The 16,213-nt window shown below is 65.5% G+C and carries 13 protein-coding genes and 1 pseudogene; 6 read left to right on the top strand and 8 right to left on the bottom strand.

The window, feature by feature from the left end:
- Window positions 1-162 precede the first annotated feature (162 nt).
- The 3 genes from ABID58_RS00615 to ABID58_RS00605 form a co-directional block, all read right to left on the bottom strand.
- Window positions 163-1,317 (bottom strand): TAXI family TRAP transporter solute-binding subunit, encoded by a 1,155-nt coding sequence (locus ABID58_RS00615; RefSeq protein WP_354031164.1) that lies wholly within the window; start codon window positions 1,315-1,317, stop codon window positions 163-165.
- An 18-nt stretch (window positions 1,318-1,335) separates the two neighbouring features.
- Complete coding sequence (locus ABID58_RS00610; protein ID WP_354031163.1) at window positions 1,336-2,190, bottom strand: SEL1-like repeat protein; 855 nt, start codon at window positions 2,188-2,190, stop codon at window positions 1,336-1,338.
- A 398-nt stretch (window positions 2,191-2,588) separates the two neighbouring features.
- A complete protein-coding gene (locus ABID58_RS00605; RefSeq protein ID WP_148756240.1) occupies window positions 2,589-3,563 on the bottom strand; it encodes an NADPH:quinone oxidoreductase family protein in 975 nt (324 codons plus the stop codon).
- A 232-nt stretch (window positions 3,564-3,795) separates the two neighbouring features.
- Here ABID58_RS00605 and ABID58_RS00600 point away from each other — a divergent pair, with 232 nt between their 5' ends.
- The 6 genes from ABID58_RS00600 to argG all read left to right on the top strand — a co-directional run bounded on the left by ABID58_RS00600 (window position 3,796) and on the right by argG (window position 9,656).
- A complete protein-coding gene (locus tag ABID58_RS00600) occupies window positions 3,796-4,635 on the top strand; it encodes an SDR family oxidoreductase (RefSeq protein WP_354031162.1) in 840 nt (279 codons plus the stop codon).
- A gap of 106 nt (window positions 4,636-4,741) precedes the next feature.
- Window positions 4,742-5,377: an invasion associated locus B family protein gene (locus tag ABID58_RS00595; RefSeq protein WP_148756238.1), complete on the top strand. Its 636-nt coding sequence runs from the start codon at window positions 4,742-4,744 to the stop codon at window positions 5,375-5,377.
- 196 nt (window positions 5,378-5,573) lie between these two features.
- Entirely contained in the window at window positions 5,574-6,776 is a 1,203-nt protein-coding gene (gene rlmN / locus ABID58_RS00590; protein ID WP_354031161.1) for a dual-specificity RNA methyltransferase RlmN, read from the top strand.
- 121 nt (window positions 6,777-6,897) lie between these two features.
- Window positions 6,898-7,392: a hypothetical protein gene (locus ABID58_RS00585; protein ID WP_148756236.1), complete on the top strand. Its 495-nt coding sequence runs from the start codon at window positions 6,898-6,900 to the stop codon at window positions 7,390-7,392.
- A gap of 56 nt (window positions 7,393-7,448) precedes the next feature.
- Window positions 7,449-8,225: a phosphatase PAP2 family protein gene (locus tag ABID58_RS00580; protein ID WP_354031160.1), complete on the top strand. Its 777-nt coding sequence runs from the start codon at window positions 7,449-7,451 to the stop codon at window positions 8,223-8,225.
- A gap of 93 nt (window positions 8,226-8,318) precedes the next feature.
- Entirely contained in the window at window positions 8,319-9,656 is a 1,338-nt protein-coding gene (argG, locus tag ABID58_RS00575) for an argininosuccinate synthase (protein ID WP_354031159.1), read from the top strand.
- A gap of 171 nt (window positions 9,657-9,827) precedes the next feature.
- Here the strand turns inward: argG and ABID58_RS00570 are convergent, their stop codons facing one another.
- The 5 genes and pseudogenes from ABID58_RS00570 to ABID58_RS00555 form a co-directional block, all read right to left on the bottom strand.
- Window positions 9,828-12,035, bottom strand: coding sequence for an OmpA family protein (locus tag ABID58_RS00570; protein ID WP_354031158.1), 2,208 nt, complete (start codon window positions 12,033-12,035; stop codon window positions 9,828-9,830).
- A gap of 234 nt (window positions 12,036-12,269) precedes the next feature.
- A complete protein-coding gene (locus tag ABID58_RS00565; RefSeq protein WP_187435433.1) occupies window positions 12,270-12,512 on the bottom strand; it encodes a hypothetical protein in 243 nt (80 codons plus the stop codon).
- Between the two features lie 71 nt (window positions 12,513-12,583).
- Window positions 12,584-12,746, bottom strand: a pseudogene (locus ABID58_RS37360) (VOC family protein); the annotation flags it as partial.
- A complete protein-coding gene (locus ABID58_RS00560; protein ID WP_187435434.1) occupies window positions 12,747-13,571 on the bottom strand; it encodes an FkbM family methyltransferase in 825 nt (274 codons plus the stop codon).
- A gap of 337 nt (window positions 13,572-13,908) precedes the next feature.
- Entirely contained in the window at window positions 13,909-16,062 is a 2,154-nt protein-coding gene (locus tag ABID58_RS00555) for a hybrid sensor histidine kinase/response regulator family protein (RefSeq protein ID WP_354031157.1), read from the bottom strand.
- Window positions 16,063-16,213: the final 151 nt, after the last annotated feature.

Below are 16,213 nucleotides of genomic sequence, written 5' to 3'. Positions count from 1 at the left end.
ACGTCGTCGCCACACCCACTGCCGTCATCCCTCGCGAAGGCGGGGAATCCAGTACGCCGCGGCCTCTCGATTCAATCTCCGGCGTCTCGGAGTACTGGATCGCCAGCCCCAGTGCGCAATTGCGCACAAGGCGGGCGATGACGGCGAGTGTGTAGCTGCTCGCTACTTCTTTTCCGCGCGCGCCTTCTCCGCATCCCACGCCTGGAATTGCCTGAACAGCGTGTCCCTGTCTGCGTCGGACACTTTCGCGGCTGCGGGGGCCTGCTTCAGGAATGCCTCGAAGCGTTGCTGTGTCACCGGTTCGACGCCGTGCCGGTCGAGCCATTGCTGCGCCACCGGCAACCTGTTCCAGCCGGACAGAGGTGCCGCGAGCGAAACCTCCTTCCATTTGGGATGGAACGGCGGGTTCTGAAGCGCGGGGAATTTGGTGAAGAACGCGTCCACGAACAGCGCGAGCTTGCGATAGCGCTCGGTGTTGGGCGCCCAATTATAGGCCGCGAGCACGGCGGGCACCGCGATGGTGTCCACGCTCTCGCCGTCCTTGATCAGGTTGGGGTAGTCCTTGGCGGTCAGCGTCGTCGGCAGATAGTCGTTCTGGAGCGGCTTTGCGTAGTCGACTTTCGCAAGGTGAAAGCGGCCGTCATTGCCGAAGGTCGAGACCGATTTGTACGGCTTGCCGCCGACCACGATCACTGCATCGATCTCGCCGGCTTTCAGCTTTTCCATCGCGATGCGCTGCTCGACATAGACGAACTTGGCCCTGATCCCGAGCCGCTCGAACACGGTAAGCGCGGTAACAAAGGTGCCGCCATTCGGCAGGTCGACGCTCACCGTCTTGCCTTCGAGGTCTTTCAGCGTCGCGATCGATCTCGGCGCGATCACCTGCATCTCCTCGTTGTAGAGTTTCGTCACATAGGTGAACTGCCGCTTGATGTCCTTGGCGAAGCCTTTGCGTTCGAGATAGTCGAGCGTATCGGCTCGCACGATTCCGAGATCGACGCCCTGCAAAAACAGGATGTCGGCGACGCTCTGCACCGAGCCACGGCCGACGATCGGCAGCACCCGGATCTTGTTGCCGTCGTCGAGCACCGAGGCGAGGTCGGCGCCGAACTGCACATAGGTGCCGCCGATCGTGCCGGTAATCAGCGTGACGGTGTTGGCGTTGAGCGCCTGTTTGGTCGAGGTCGAGCCGAACTGGAAGATGGCCTTCAGGCTGTCCGAGACCTTGGCCGGATCATATTCGGTCTGCTCTGCGCGTGCGGTGTAGGCACAGATCGTCATGATGGCGGCAAGCGCCATTTTCAAAGCGTTACGCATGATGTCCCCTGAAGCGTTCTAGTTCGAGAGAAGAGCGAGGCGCTGCTGCGCGTCCGCCGATCCGAGGGCTGCGGCCCTCTGGTACCAGTCGCGCGCCGCGGCGGCGTCGGCGGTGATGCTCCGCGTGTCCTTGGTGCCCAGTACGATTGGATCATAGGTCTGCGCCAGCAGGAACGCAGCCGTCGCATCCTGCGCATTCGCCGCGCGCTCGAGCAACAGCCGCGCCGCGGCGATGTCGCCGACGGTCATTAGGCTCCCGGCGCGCGCCATCAACCCGGCCAGCGTGTCGGCGTCGAGGGTCTTGGCCGGCGGAGGTGACGCGGGCTGTTCGGTGACAGATGCCGGTACAGGCGCAGGTGGCTGAGCCTGTAGCGCGGTCTGGTAGGCGGTTGCGATCGCCTCGCGGCTCGGCGCCGTTGGCGCGGACATGTCCAGTGCGTCAGCACTCGCCAGCATCGTGTTGGTCACACGCGCGGCATCCTTGACAGGACTCTGCCGTGCGGCGGGCGGATTGGCGGAAGCTGCGGCCTCGTCCGCGGCCGCGCCCATCCACGACTTGGTGTTGATGGAGAGCAGCCGGTTGAGGTCGGACTGAAACAGCGCGACCGGAACCGCGATGGCCGCCGCCGCCAGGATGGAGGCGAGAATGCGCGGGACGATCCTGACGCCGGTGCGCAACTCGCGTGGCGCGAATTCGCGCGGATCCGGCGGGCTGAGCGGATCGGACAGGAAGAGTGGAATCGGATCGTCCGGAGAAAGTTCGGCCCGTGCGGCGCGTGCACGGATATAGGACGCGGTAGGCGGATGTGATGCGACTTGATCGGAGTCGAGCGACCTCGACCCCCTGGACTGACGGAAGGCCGTCGTCTCCATGGTGATGCTCCCCAATACTGACACAACGCGGGGCATTGCCGGTTTCAGTTTTCTTGTTTGTTGTCCAGGAGCGCCCTGCAAACTGGAACCGGTAAATCGCAATTTGAATCAGCCCAAAAAGCGACGGCGATTGGGGCGAATCGGGAAATATTCGGGTTTCATTACGGCGAGGCGGCGAAATGCACCGCAATTTTAGCGGGAATGGTTGAGAGGGATTTTACGGACAACGGTGGGCATGCTGTCTGTCCCGCACTCGCTGTCATTCCCCGCAAAGGCGGGGAATCCGGTACGCCGCGGCCTCTCGATTCAATTACCGGCGTCTCGGAGTACTGGATCGCCCGGTCGAGCCGGGCGATGACAGCGGGCGTGTGCGGTGACACACGCCTCCACCCGCATTCTCACGGATGCAAGATCACCTTGCCCATGGCCTGACGACCCGCAAGCACCTTCAATGCGTCGGCGGTCTGCGCCAGCGGGAAGGTGCGGTCGACGTGGGAGGAGATCTTTCCTTCCGCCGTCCACTTCACGAGCTTCTCGAGATTGGCGCGGTTCTTCTCCGGATTCTGCCGGGTCCAGGCGCCCCAGAACACGCCGCGGATGTCGCAGCCCTTCAGCAGCGCGAGGTTCAGCGGCATCTTCGGAATGTCGCCGGCGGCAAAGCCGATCACGAGGAAGCGGCCTTCCCAGGCAATCGAGCGCAGTGCCTGCTCGGCATACGCACCACCAACCGGATCGAAGATGATGTCGACGCCCTTGCCGCCGGTGAGTTTTCGCAAGCCTTCCTTCAGATCTTCCTTGCCGTAGTTGAGCGTGAGCTCGGCGCCATGTGCTTTGGCGAATTCGAGCTTCTCGTCCGACGAGGCGCAGGCGATCACCTTCAGGCCCATCAACTTGCCGAGCTCGCAGGCAGCGAGGCCCGTGCCGCCGGCAGCACCAAGCACCGCGAGCGTCTCGCCCGGCTTCGGGCTGGCGCGATCTTCCAATGCATGCAGCGCGGTGCCGTAGATGATGATGATGCCGGCCGCACGGTCATGGTCGAGATTGTCGGGAATCTTCACGATCGTTGCCGCCGGCAACGCGATCTTTTCGCGCGCGCCGTTATGGCCGCAGGAGGCGACCACGCGATCGCCGACCTTGAGGTCGGTGACACCGGGGCCGATGCTCTCGATCACGCCCGAGACTTCAGCAGCCGGCGAGAACGGAAACGGCGGCTTGATCTGGTACTTGCCCTGAATCATCAGGATGTCGAAGAAGTTCAGCGCTGCTGCCTTGATCGCGATCACGGCTTCGCCGGGACCAGCCACCGGATCCGGCACATCGGCAAGCACGAGATCGTCGGGCTGGCAATATTGCGAGCAGAGGATGGCTTTCATGGCGGCACCTTCTTGAGAGAACTTGGCGTTTCAGCGAATTATAGTTGGCCCGTTTCTGCCGGATTTAGCACGGCCCGACAATCCAGTTTCTTTGCCCAAAGCGATGCGCAGGCCTATCCTCACGTCATTGCGAGCGGAGCGAAGCAATCCAGAAACCGTACCGCGGAAATAGTCTGGATTGCTTCGCTGCGTTCGCAATGACGAAGCAAGAACAAAAGGGAGGATTCAAACGATGTTTGAAACAGGTCTGCTCAGGGGCAAGCGCATTCTCGTCACCGGCGGCGGCTCGGGCCTTGGTGCCGCGATGGGACGCCGCTTCCTCGCGCTCGGCGCCGAGCTCGTGATCTGCGGTCGCAAGCTCGACCGGCTGGAGGCAACCGCGAGCGAGATGCGCGCGCAGAGCAGCGGCAAGGTCACGACGATCGCGTGCGATGTTCGCGATGGTGTCGCCGTCGACGAGATGATGGATGCGATCTGGCGCGAGGCACCGCTCGACATCCTGGTCAACAATGCGGCCGCGACCTTCATCGCGCAGAGCGAGCATCTGTCATTCCGCGCAGCGGACGCGGTCCTGGCGCCGACCCTGCATGGCGCGATGTACTGCACGCTCGCCGCCGGCAAGCGCTGGATCGACGGCAGGCACAACGGCGTCGTGCTCTCGATCCTCTCGACCTCGACCATCACCGGCCGGGCCTTCACTGTTCCCTCGGCGATGGCGAAGTCAGCGGTGCTGGCGATGACCAAAAGCCTCGCGGTCGAGTGGGGCCCGAAGGGCATCCGCACCGTCGCGATCGCGCCCGGACCGTTCCCGACCGCCGGTGCATCGGGCCAGCTTCGCCCCGAGGGCCGCGACGAGGGCTGGACCGCGCGAAATCCGATGGGGCGCACGGGCGAGCACAGCGAGCTCGCCGACCTCGCCAGCTTCCTGGTCTCGGACCGTGCCGGCTACATCAACGGTGAGATGGTGGTAATCGACGGTGGGGCGCATTTGCGCAGTTCCGGCGCCGAAGATTTGTTGCGCTGGACCGATGCACAATGGGCCGAGCAACGTGCCGCGCGGTCCAAAGGCTGACCCGCTAACTGCCTTCCCAAATTGAACTTTTCCGGCTATCCCTGCGACGGGGACAAAGCACGGCCGGGCCATCTTCCAGTCACAATATTGAGGGAACCACTCCAGCATGTGGCGGGTGCTGATTTTAGCTTTGATGACTGGCGTGACAGCCTGTGGAATCACCGGTTCCGCGCGGGCGCAGACGCCGCAACCGGCGCCGAAGGCTGCGGCAAAGCCGGCCGCTGCCGCCGCCAAGACGGCAGCCAAGCCCGAGGGCAAGCCGGTTGGTCCTGCCGCGGCGGTTGCGGGCGGCGCAGAGCCGACCCTGATCGGCCAGTTCGGCACCTGGGGCGCCTATTCAGCGACGCCCAACGGCAAGAAGGTCTGCTTTGCGCTGGCAAAGCCGTCGTCGTCGAAGACCAATCCGCCGAACCGGCCACGCGATCCCGCCTATGCCTTCGTCTCGACCCGCCCGGCCGAGAAGGTGAACAACGAAGTCTCGGTCATGATCGGCTATGCGCTGAAGCCGGGCTCGGAATCCTCGGTCGAGGTCGGGGGCGCCGCGTTCGCCATGTATACGCAGGGCGACGGCCTCTGGATCAAGAATGCGGCCGAGGAGGAGCGGATGGTCGAGGCCATGCGCAAATCCGCCGATCTCGTGGTCAAGGGCGTCTCGGCCAAGGGGACGGAGACGACCGACACCTTCTCGCTGAAGGGCCTCGCCCAGGCGCTCGACCGGATTTCGCAAGACTGTCGACGATAAGACTGCCGACGATAAGATTGCAGGCGTTAGGGCTGCGGGCGAGAAGGTCGCAATCGGCCGTTCCGGTTGCTATATAGGGCCGGTTCCAAGTTTCTCCGTCATTCCGGGATGGTCCGAAGGACCAGACCCGGAATCTCGAGGTTCCGGGTTCGACGCTTTGCATCGCCCCGGAACGACAAGCCATTAGGTCCATCCAATGCAACCGACGACCGAGCCGCGCGACGCAATCCTGGTGGAGAAGACTCCACTCGAAACCTATGTGCCCCCGGCGAAGCCATCGCTGATCGGTCTGTCGCGCACCGAGCTTGCCGATCGCCTCGGCGACATCGGCGTCGCGCCCGCGCAGCGCAAGATGCGCGTGCAGCAGCTGTGGCACTGGCTGTATTTCCGCGGCGCCCAGAGTTTCGACGACATGACCTCGATCTCGAAGGGCATTCGCGCCGAGCTCGCAGAGCATTTCACGGTCGATCGGCCCGAGGTCGTGGCCGAGCAGATCTCCAACGACGGCACCCGCAAATGGCTGCTGCGGCTGCCGAGCGGCGACAATGTCGAGAAGGCGCATGAAGTCGAGTGCGTCTATATCCCCGAGACCGATCGCGGCACGCTCTGCGTCTCGTCACAGGTCGGCTGCACCTTGAATTGCTCGTTCTGCCACACCGGCACGCAGCGCCTGGTGCGCAATCTCACCGCCGGCGAGATCGTTGGCCAGATCATGGTGGCGCGCGATCGCCTCAATGATTGGGCCGATCGCGAGGACGGCACGCGCCGCGTCACCAACGTCGTGATGATGGGCATGGGCGAGCCGCTCTACAATTTCGATGCGGTGCGCGATGCGCTGCTGATCGTCGGCGACAATGAAGGCATCGGCATCTCCCGCCGCCGCATCACGTTGTCGACGTCGGGCGTGGTGCCGAACATCGTGCGCGCCGGCGAGGAGATCGGCGTCATGCTCGCGATCTCGCTGCATGCGGTGCGCGATGAGCTGCGCAACGAGCTGGTGCCGCTCAACCGCAAATACCCGATCAAGGAGCTGCTGCAGGCCTGCCGCGATTATCCCGGCGCCTCCAATGCACGCCGCATCACCTTCGAATATGTGATGCTTAAGGGCGTCAACGATTCGCTCGACGATGCAAAGCTGCTGGTCAAGCTGCTCAAGGGCGTCCACGCCAAGATCAACCTGATCCCGTTCAATCCCTGGCCCGGCACGGCCTACGAATGCTCGGACTGGGACCAGATCGAAAAATTCTCCGAATACATCTTCAACGCCGGCTATTCCTCGCCGGTGCGCACCCCGCGTGGCCGCGACATCCTCGCCGCCTGCGGCCAGCTCAAGTCGGAGACGGAAAAGCTCAGCGCGCGCGAGCGCCAGGCGCTGCGCGCCATGGCGATGACGGATTGATGATGCGCGGCCGCGCTCTCGCATCCTCGTCATTGCGAGCGCAGCGAAGCAATCCAGAGTCTTTCCGCGGGGGCAGACTGGATTGCTGCGCTTCGCTCGCAATGACGGAGAGGGCAGTGTCATGTCCCTGATCGGTCGCCTCATCGTCATCTTCATCGGTTTCCTCGCCGCCTGTTTCGTCGGCGGCATGATCGTCGTCGTTGCGCTGCTGTTTCCGGAATTCTCCGATCTCGGCGCCGGTCCCGTCGATCAGGGCACGATCGACATTATGCTCGGCTTCGGCTTCATCTTCGTCTCCGGCTTTGCGCTGGTGCCGGCGGCTGTGATCGTCGCGATCACCGAAGCGCTCTACATCCGCAGTGCGCTTGCCTATGCCGTCGGCGGCGGCTTGGTCGGGCTCGCCTGCTATCTCGGCCTCGTTCCCTTCCACTCCGACACGTTGCAGTTCGAGGGCATCGTGCGGCGCCATCTGGAGATCATGACCGGCGCAGGCATCGTCGCCGGCGTGGTCTATTGGCTGATCGCCGGCCGCAACGCCGGCGCCTGGCGCCAGCCGTTGCCCCCGCGCCAGCCGCCTCCACCGCTGCCATTGAATTCAAGGCCGGATGCACAGTAATTCGTGCCGTCATTCCGGGGTTTTCATCCCCGTTCCACTCCGCTAAACCGCGCGCCATGAACCGGACTGGACTCTTCATCGCCCTGGCGCTGTGGCTCGTGATCGGGGTTATCTTCGGCCTCTATCCCGAGCTCGATCTCAAGCTCGCCGCGCTGTTCTTCGATCCCGGGACAAAAACCTTTCCGCTCAAGCTGAACGTCTGGGCCGGCATCGCGCGAGACGCTGCGATGTGGATCTCCTGGGCCTTGGTGCTGCCTTCGCTGGTCGCACTCGTGGTCAAGATGATCCGGCCCGATCGTCCCTTGATGGTGTCGGGGCGCGCGATCGTGTTCCTGCTGGCCACGATCATCCTGTCGGCCGGCATTCTCACCAACCTCACCTTCAAGTCCTATTGGGGCCGGCCGCGGCCGGTGGTGGTGACGGAGTTTGGCGGCGACCAGCAGTTCGTGGCGTGGTGGGATCCGCGCGGCGATTGTGCGCGCAATTGCTCGTTCTTCTCGGGCGAGGGTGCGACCGCGTTCTGGACGCTGGCGCCGGCTGCGCTCGCACCACCACCATGGCGGCCGCTTGCCTACGCCGGCGCGGTAGTGTTCGGCGCCGCGACCAGCGGGCTCCGGATGGCCTTTGGCGGGCACTTCTTCACCGATGTCGCGACCGCCGGCCTCGTCACCTTCGTCGTGATCTGGTTCGGCTACGCGCTGATCTACCGCTGGCCGCGGACCCGGTTTTCGGACGAGGCGGTCGATGCCGCCCTGACCCGGCTGAACATGCCCGCCTACCGGCTCCGCCAGCGCCTGTTCGGTGGCAAGACCGGTCCCGCAGCGTCGATTTGAGCCATTAAATGCGTGCTCAGGTCAGCGAAATTTGATATTCGCGCGGTCAAACCGCACAAGCTATCAGCCCCGCAAGACCCGATTGGAAGCGCCATGACCACGATCCTGAAAAGCCTGCCCAAGGGTGAGAAAGTCGGCATCGCGTTTTCGGGCGGCCTCGACACGTCAGCGGCGCTGCTCTGGATGAAGCAGAAGGGCGCGCGCTGCTACGCCTATACCGCCAATCTCGGCCAGCCTGACGAAGCCGATTACAACGAGATCCCGCGCAAGGCGGAGGCGTTCGGCGCCGAGAAGGCCGTGCTGGTCGATTGCCGCACCCAGCTCGTCCACGAAGGCATCGCCGCGATCCAGTCGGGCGCCTTCCACATCTCGACCGGCGGCATCACCTATTTCAACACGACGCCGCTCGGGCGCGCCGTGACCGGCACGATGCTGGTCGCGGCAATGAAGGAGGACGGCGTCAATATCTGGGGCGACGGCTCGACCTTCAAGGGCAACGACATCGAGCGCTTCTACCGCTACGGCCTGCTCACCAATCCGGGCCTGCGCATCTACAAGCCCTGGCTCGACCAGCAGTTCATCGACGAGCTCGGTGGCCGCGCCGAAATGTCGGCGTTCATGACGGCACAAGGCTTCGCCTACAAGATGAGCGCCGAGAAGGCGTATTCGACCGACAGCAATCTGCTCGGCGCCACGCACGAGGCGAAGGATCTCGAAAGCCTCGACAGCGGCATCAAGATCGTCAACCCGATCATGGGCGTGCCGTTCTGGCGCGATGACTGCAACGTCAAGGCCGAGAAGGTCGTCGTGCGTTTCGAGGAAGGTCAGCCGGTCGCGCTGAACGGCCGGACTTTTGCCGATCCCGTCGCGCTGTTCCTCGAAGCCAATGCGATCGGCGGCCGTCACGGCCTCGGCATGAGCGACCAGATCGAGAATCGAATCATCGAGGCGAAGAGCCGCGGCATCTACGAGGCGCCCGGCATGGCGCTCTTGCACATCGCCTATGAGCGTCTCGTCACCGGCATCCACAACGAGGACACGATCGAGCAGTACCGCATCAGCGGCATGCGCCTCGGCCGTCTGCTCTATCAGGGCCGCTGGTTCGACTCGCAGGCCCTGATGCTGCGCGAGACCGCGCAGCGCTGGGTCGCGCGCGCCGTTACCGGCGAGGTCACCCTCGAGCTGCGCCGCGGCAACGACTATTCGATCCTCAACACCGAGAGCCCGAACCTCACCTATGCGCCGGAGCGGCTCAGCATGGAGAAGGTCGAGGACGCCGCCTTCACGCCCGCCGACCGCATCGGCCAGCTTACCATGCGCAACCTCGATATCGCGGATACGCGGACCAAGCTCGGTCTCTATGCGAAGACCGGCCTGCTATCGGGCAGCGAAGGCTCGCAGATTTTCAAGCTCGAGAACGACAAGGACTGACGTAACCCGCGACTGTCGCCTCATTCGTCATTGCGAGCGAAGCGAAGCAATCCAGAATCTCTCTGCAGAGACAGTCTGGATTGCTTCGTCGCTTCGCTCCTCGCAATGACGACGCACAAAACAAAAATGGCCGGGATCGCTCCCGGCCATTTTGCATTTATGCGCGTCGCCTCAGCGCGGCGGCGTGGTGCCGGGCGGAGGCGGCGGCAGCGAGGCCTGGCCGCCGTTGAGCAGCGGCGTGATGCGGCGGACGGTGACGCGCCGGTTGATCTGGCTCGGTCCGTCGGTCTGCTCCTTCAGGTACTGCTTGCCGTAGCCCTGCGACGTCAGGTTCTCCGCGGGCACATTGAACTGCTGGGTCAGCAATTCGGCTGCGGATTGCGCGCGGCGATCCGACAGCGACAGATTGTCGACGTCGTTGCCGGTCGCGTCGGTGTGGCCCTCGATCAGGAACACCTCGCGCGGGTTGCGCTGGATCGCCCGATTGAGGCCGTCGGCGATGACTTGCAACTTCGCAGCCTGGTCCGGTGGGATGGTCCACGATCCCGTCTCGAAATTGATCGTGTTGACGTCGACGCTCGGCATCTGCATGCGAACATTGGGGCTGTAGCGGATTTCGTCGAGCGAATAGCGTCGATCGATCCGTTGCACCGGCGGTGCTTCCATGGCGCCGTAGATCATGTCCGGCGTCGCATCCTGGGCGTCGACGATGTAGCGATCGTAGGGAATGCTGACGACCGGCGGCGGCACGTCGACATAGAAGCCGCCGACCGACCGCGGATCGCGGTAGCTGTTGTCGATGATGACGAGCTCACGCCCGCCTGGGTCCCTGCGAATTCGACGCAGCAACGAACCGTCCGGACCGACCACGGTGATCACCTCGCTGCCATCGGGACGGATCACGACGGTGCGGGTTTCGCCGCCGACAGTCTCGGTGCGGATGTCGCGGGCGCCATAGCGGAAGCGATAGAGATCGTTGCCGCGGACGTATTCCTGCCCGCCGGGGTCGCGGATGATGATGCGATCCGGCTCGGTGTAGACGGTGCGGCCGCCTTCGACGACTTCCTGCCGCTGATTGCGGTAGTCGGCGATGGTGGCGCCGATCACGGCGCCGGCCACGACGCCCGCGCCGATTGCAAGCGGCGTCAGGTCACGCTGCGGCGGACGCGGCGGTGGCGGCAGCGGCGTGGTTGTCGTCGGCGCGGCGCGGAAGGCCGAGCTGACTGTCGGCGGGGCGTTCTGCGCCCTGTCGGGCGGTGGCGTGGCGGCCGCCGAACCAGGGACGACAGACGGCGCCGCGGCGCCGGCGGGCGGCGCGGGTCGGGCCGGGACGCCCGCCTGCGGTGCCGCCGGCGGCGTGCCTGCAGGAGGTGTTCCGGCAGCCGCAGGCGCGCCGGCGGGCGGCGTTCCACCCTGACGTCCTGGAGGCTGCGTCACCGCGCCGCCAGGAGCCGGCGTTGCCGTCGGGGCCGGGGTCGGGGCGGCACCTGGAGCCGGTGTTCCTGGAGCCGGTGTTCTTTGAGCCGGTGTTCCCGGAGCTGGGGTTCCTGCAGCCGGCGGAGCGCCCGGACGTCCGGGCGGCGTCGTCGGGGTCCCACCCGGAGCCGGCGTGGCACCTGGAGCCGGTGACCCTGCAGCCGGGGGAGCGCCGGGGCGTCCGGGCGGCGGGGTGCCAGGCGCTGGGGTCGCGGACGGTGTGGGCGTGGTTGTCGGGGCAGCAGGTGTCGTGCCCGGGCGAGCTGCCGGCGCTGCGGGCGACGGAGTGGGCGTTGCGGTCGGGGCTGGCGTTGCCGCCGGCCCAGGCCGTGCCGCGGGGCCCGCTGAAGGTGGCGTGGCCGCAGCAGGCGGAGGCGGGGCAGCCGGACGCGCCGGTGCTGCGGCGGGCGGCGGCGGAGTTGGTGTCGGTGCATGCTGCTGCGGGGCCGCGGCCGGAGGAGGTGTCGGCGCATGTTGCTGCGGAGCCGCGGCCGGAGGCGGCGTCGGTGCCTTGGGTGCAGCAGGCGGCGGGGGCGGCGGAGGAGCCTGACGAGTCGCGGGCGGCGCGGCCGGGGGAGGCGGCGGCGTCGGGCGTGACGGCGCAGCAGCGGGCGGGGGCGCGGCCGGCGGATGCGGCGGGGCAGCCGCCGGCGGCGGTGCGGCCGGCGCCTTTGGCGCAGCAGGTGGGGCAGCAGGTGGCGGCGGCGCTGCCGGGCGCGCGGCGGGCGGCGGGCCCTTTGGCGCTTCCTTCGGAGGCTGCTTCGGTTTTCCGTCAGGGCCCAATTCTGGCTGGGCCTGCGCGACCACGAGCGGCGGCGCGGTTTGCGCATGCGATGCGGAGCTTGCGAATTGCATCGCGGTCAGGGCCGTCGTGGCAAGCAGCACGAAACGAAGGTTGGTCATGTGGTTCAACTTCCCCGGAAGGTTCTTTGACGAAGTCTTGGTTTGACGGAGTCTTGGTTTGACGAGGTGTCGGTTTGACGAAGTGTCGGAATGAACGGCTACGCGTTAGGCTGCATTGTGGCGGGCGAAGACATTGCGTCGCGATTTATTTCTGCATGCAAATCATCTCACACAAGCAACGTTCATTGCGCATTCAGGCGCAGCTTGCAATCGCCCCACATATGATCGCTCGCCTCACATGTGATCCTGCGACGAATTGGCATCCGTCGCGGGATTGGGTTTGGTCGGTCCATTCGGTCCGCGCGAGGGAATCTCTTCCGGCATCCGCCCGGGCAATTCATCGGGCTGCGGTGATTCGCCGGGTTCGTGCACCGGCGGCGTGATTTCAGGCTGCGGATTGCCCGGCGGAATTCCCGGCGGCGGCTCGGTGGGCGTGCCGGGTGTCGATGGTGGTATCTCGGGCGGTTCGATCGGCATCGGCATCATCGAGACCAGTTGTCAGGAGAACGACAACGATGATGCCATGCCAATGTTCCCTGCGGCCTGCGCTATTCCGGCGCGTGACAGACCGCCTCGATGTTGTGGCCGTCGGGGTCCAGCACGAAGGCGCCATAATAGTTCGCGTGATAATGCGGGCGAAGGCCCGGCGCCCCATTGTCGCGGCCCCCGGGCGGACATCGCGGCCTTGTGGAACGCGTCGACGGTCGCGCGTCAGCGTGACAGGAACGTGTTGCTTCGTGTCTTGCGCGCGATCGCAAAGCCGCGCGCGACCATGTCGGCGATACAATCTTGCTGCCATTCGTTTTGGGACAGATGCTCGATCACGACCGCGCGCGGCCACAGCGATGGCGGCGCGTCGCGGAAGAAGCCGATCAGCACGCGGTCCTCAAAACCTTCGACGTCGATCTTGAGCGAATCGACCTGCGTGACGCCGGCCTCCTCCAGAATGCGCGTGAGCCGCAGCGACGGCACCTTGATCGCATCACGGCTGGCGGCGCCGGTGACGACGTGCGTGGCGCCGAGATTGCCGCCGCCGCTTTCGATCATCAGCTCGCCGTCGCTGTCGCCCGCGGCGGCCTGCACCAGGCGCACCTGCATCGCGTTCGATGCGGCGTGATTGAAGGTGAGCCGTCCGAATGTCGTCGGATGCGGCTCGATCGCCACCACCTTGCCGGTGGGGCCGACCTGCCGCGCCATCACCAGCGCAAAAGTGCCGACATTGGCGCCGACATCAATGAACGTGCCGCCGGCCTGCGTGTGCTGGCGCAGGAAGTCGAGCTCGTCGAGATTGTAGTCGGGATTGAACAGCGCACCGCGTTCGGTCGCGCTGCCCTGGTGATAGAAGCGGAACGAGGCGCCCTGATATTGCACGTCGATCGGGCCGCCGCGCAGCAAATTGACCAGCCGCGACATCCACGGACGGAACGCGCCGCGCTTCAGCCTCGATCCCTGCGCAAGGCGAATGATTGCGGCCTGTGCTGCGTTCGGCGCAAACGCGCCGAACGGCGCAGATGAAAGGGCATTGTCGGGCGTCAAGCAGGCGATCCTCGTTGCAGGCGGCGCATGCATAGCCGGTTTTGCCGGGGACTCCAACGCTCCATCACAGCTGTCGTCCCGGGGCGCGAAGCGAGCCCGGGATCCATAACCACAGGGAGCCGTGTGGCGCGGGAATCCCGCTCCGGGTCTTGGCCAAACTATGTCCTGCGGGTATCGCGACGAGCGCAAGCGCTCGCGCGGGGATCCCGGATCTGCGCTCCGCTTCGCTGCGCTTGTCCGGGATGACGGAGAGAGGTCACGCCGCCTTTTTCGCCACCGGCTTGCGCAAGGGCAACCGCAAGCTGCTCGGCCGCTTCGTGCGTGCGGCAGGGTCCGGTCACTCCGCGGCGCCGTCGCGCACCCGTTTCAGCCGCGCTGCGTGGTGCAGGAGGCGCGACAGCTCTTCGATCGAGTAGGGCTTTTGCACGAGATCGAAGCCGGCGACGCCGCCTTGCGACAGCGCCTCGCTATAGCCCGTGGTCAGCACGATCGGCACGCTGATGCAGCGATCGCGGATCGCCTGCGCGAGATCGAGGCCGGTCATCCCTGGCATGACGACGTCGGAGAATACGACATCGAAGCGATCGGGGTCGCCGACCAGCTCGGTGAGCGCGTCGGTGGCGTTGTCGACCAGCGTGATGCTGTAGCCGAGCTCGGTCAGGCCGTCGGCGGCGAAATTGCCGAGCTCAATATTGTCCTCGACGACCAGCACCGACATGCCGCTGCCCGCCACGGCCGGTGCGGTGGTCGGCGCCTGGCTTCGGGGCAAGAGATTCGCCGGCACGCGCGGCAGATAGAGCAAGAAGGTGCTGCCCTGGCCGACCTCGCTCACGACGGTTACCTCGCCGCCGGATTGCCGGGCGAAGCCGAACACCTGCGACAGGCCGAGGCCGGTGCCCTGCCCGACCCGCTTGGTGGTGAAGAACGGCTCGAAGATGCGGCCCAATTGTGCGGCGGGAATACCGATGCCGCTATCGCTGACGGCGACGCAGACGAACCCAGGATTTTTCAAGGTCTGGCCGCCCGAGAGCTGCGCGAGCGTGTCCGGAACATTCGTCGCCGCGTGCACGGTGAAGACGATCCGGCCCTTGCCCTGCATGGCGTCGCGCGCGTTGGTCGCCATGTTGATGATGGCCGTCTCGAACTGGCCGGCATCGGCATTGACGAGGCAGGGCTCGGCCGGCAGCCGCGTGACGATTTCGATTGCCGGTCCGAGCAGTGTGGCGAGCATGTCGCGCAGCGACTGCATGCGATCGCCGATGTCGAACACTTCGGGCTTCAAGGTCTGGCGCCGCGCGAAGGCCAGGAGCTGCGAGGTCAGCTTGGCGGCGCGCGCGACCGCCTCCGCAATCGCCGTGATGTAGCGCTGCCGCCGCTCGTCGCTCAGTTGCGGCCGGTTCAGGAGATCGACGGACGCACGGATCACGGTCAGGAGGTTGTTGAAGTCGTGCGCGACGCCGCCGGTGAGCTGGCCCAGCGCCTCCAGCCGCTGGCTGTGCTTGAGCGCCTCTTCGGCCTCGCGCCGCTTGGCAGCCTCGGTCTGGAGATGCTGGGTGCGCCGGAAGGCGAAGGCCAGCAGGATGAACAGCAGCGCGGTGGCGGGCACGCCGAACACCAGGTGCTGGCTCATGGTGGCGAGCCAGCGTGCGCGGATCGCCGAGGTCTCGAGGCCGGCGCTGACATAGATCGGATATTCGGCGACGCGCCGGTAGCCGATGCGCCGCTCGATCCCGTCCGAGGGCCAGGCGATGGTCATCAGCCCATGATCGGGATGGGCTGCGATGCTCCGGCCGACTGCGCCGTTCGGATCGAGCCGAAACTCGCGATCGAGCCGCGGGAAATGCGCCAGCAGCACGCCGTCGGTGCGCCCCATCGCGAAGAAGCTGCCGGGATCGGTGCCGATCCTCGCGTAAAAGCTCTCGAAATATTCCGGCAGCACGGACGCCTGGATCACGCCGGTGAAGCTGCCATCGTCGGAGTTGCGGCGGCGACTGACGCCGAAGAAGCGCGCGCCCTGGTAGGGTGGCCGCGGCGTCAGCGAGGCGCCGATGAAGGTGCCGATGCTCTGGTCGACATGAGCGTAGAAGTAGTCGCGGTCGGCAAAGCTCAGCTCCGGCGGCGGTGACACCAGGCTGTTGACCAGCGACACTCCGTCCGCATCGAAGATCCAGGCCGATTTGAGCTGCGGCAGCGCATCGGTCAGTTGCTTCAGGCGCCGGTGCAGCGCCGGTTCCCGCGACCGGATGACATCGTCGGGAAGGTCGCGCACGACCTCGTTGAGCTCGGCAAGGCTGCGATCGATGGTCTCGAACACCTTGAGTGCGTGTTCATGGGCGACATCGAGCGTGCGCTCGATCTCACGGTCGGCGATGTCGAGCGTCGAATTATAGGAGACCGTGGAGGCGATCGCGAACAGCGCAATGGGCAGCGCCAGGGATGCAGCCATCATCCACTGCAACAGTCTCAGCGAGTTGCGTTGTGCGCCCTGCACGGTCGCTCCGGTCCCCCGGCCGGAAGCTTACTAGAATCTTGCGCCGGGAAGGAAGCGGCTTGTGGTGGGAACCGGAGGTTGTGGCTCGCGGATTCGCCCGCGGCGCGGGTTGGGGTGAATTTTACCCAAAATCGCCCCAACGACAGAATGT

Source organism: Bradyrhizobium sp. S3.2.6, assembly GCF_040546885.1.
GTDB lineage: Bacteria > Pseudomonadota > Alphaproteobacteria > Rhizobiales > Xanthobacteraceae > Bradyrhizobium > Bradyrhizobium cytisi.
This window is presented reverse-complemented; position numbering and strand designations above follow the sequence as displayed.

Excerpts from the sequence above, each read along its gene's own strand:
- ABID58_RS00615 (WP_354031164.1), bottom strand. The coding sequence starts at position 1,317 with ATGCGTAACGCTTTGAAAATGGCGCTTGCCGCCATCATGACGATCTGT.
- ABID58_RS00610 (WP_354031163.1), bottom strand. The coding sequence starts at position 2,190 with ATGGAGACGACGGCCTTCCGTCAGTCCAGGGGGTCGAGGTCGCTCGAC.
- ABID58_RS00605 (WP_148756240.1), bottom strand. The coding sequence starts at position 3,563 with ATGAAAGCCATCCTCTGCTCGCAATATTGCCAGCCCGACGATCTCGTG.
- ABID58_RS00600 (WP_354031162.1), top strand. The coding sequence starts at position 3,796 with ATGTTTGAAACAGGTCTGCTCAGGGGCAAGCGCATTCTCGTCACCGGC.
- ABID58_RS00595 (WP_148756238.1), top strand. The coding sequence starts at position 4,742 with ATGTGGCGGGTGCTGATTTTAGCTTTGATGACTGGCGTGACAGCCTGT.
- rlmN (WP_354031161.1), top strand. The coding sequence starts at position 5,574 with ATGCAACCGACGACCGAGCCGCGCGACGCAATCCTGGTGGAGAAGACT.
- ABID58_RS00585 (WP_148756236.1), top strand. The coding sequence starts at position 6,898 with ATGTCCCTGATCGGTCGCCTCATCGTCATCTTCATCGGTTTCCTCGCC.
- ABID58_RS00580 (WP_354031160.1), top strand. The coding sequence starts at position 7,449 with ATGAACCGGACTGGACTCTTCATCGCCCTGGCGCTGTGGCTCGTGATC.
- argG (WP_354031159.1), top strand. The coding sequence starts at position 8,319 with ATGACCACGATCCTGAAAAGCCTGCCCAAGGGTGAGAAAGTCGGCATC.
- ABID58_RS00570 (WP_354031158.1), bottom strand. The coding sequence starts at position 12,035 with ATGACCAACCTTCGTTTCGTGCTGCTTGCCACGACGGCCCTGACCGCG.
- ABID58_RS00565 (WP_187435433.1), bottom strand. The coding sequence starts at position 12,512 with ATGCCGATCGAACCGCCCGAGATACCACCATCGACACCCGGCACGCCC.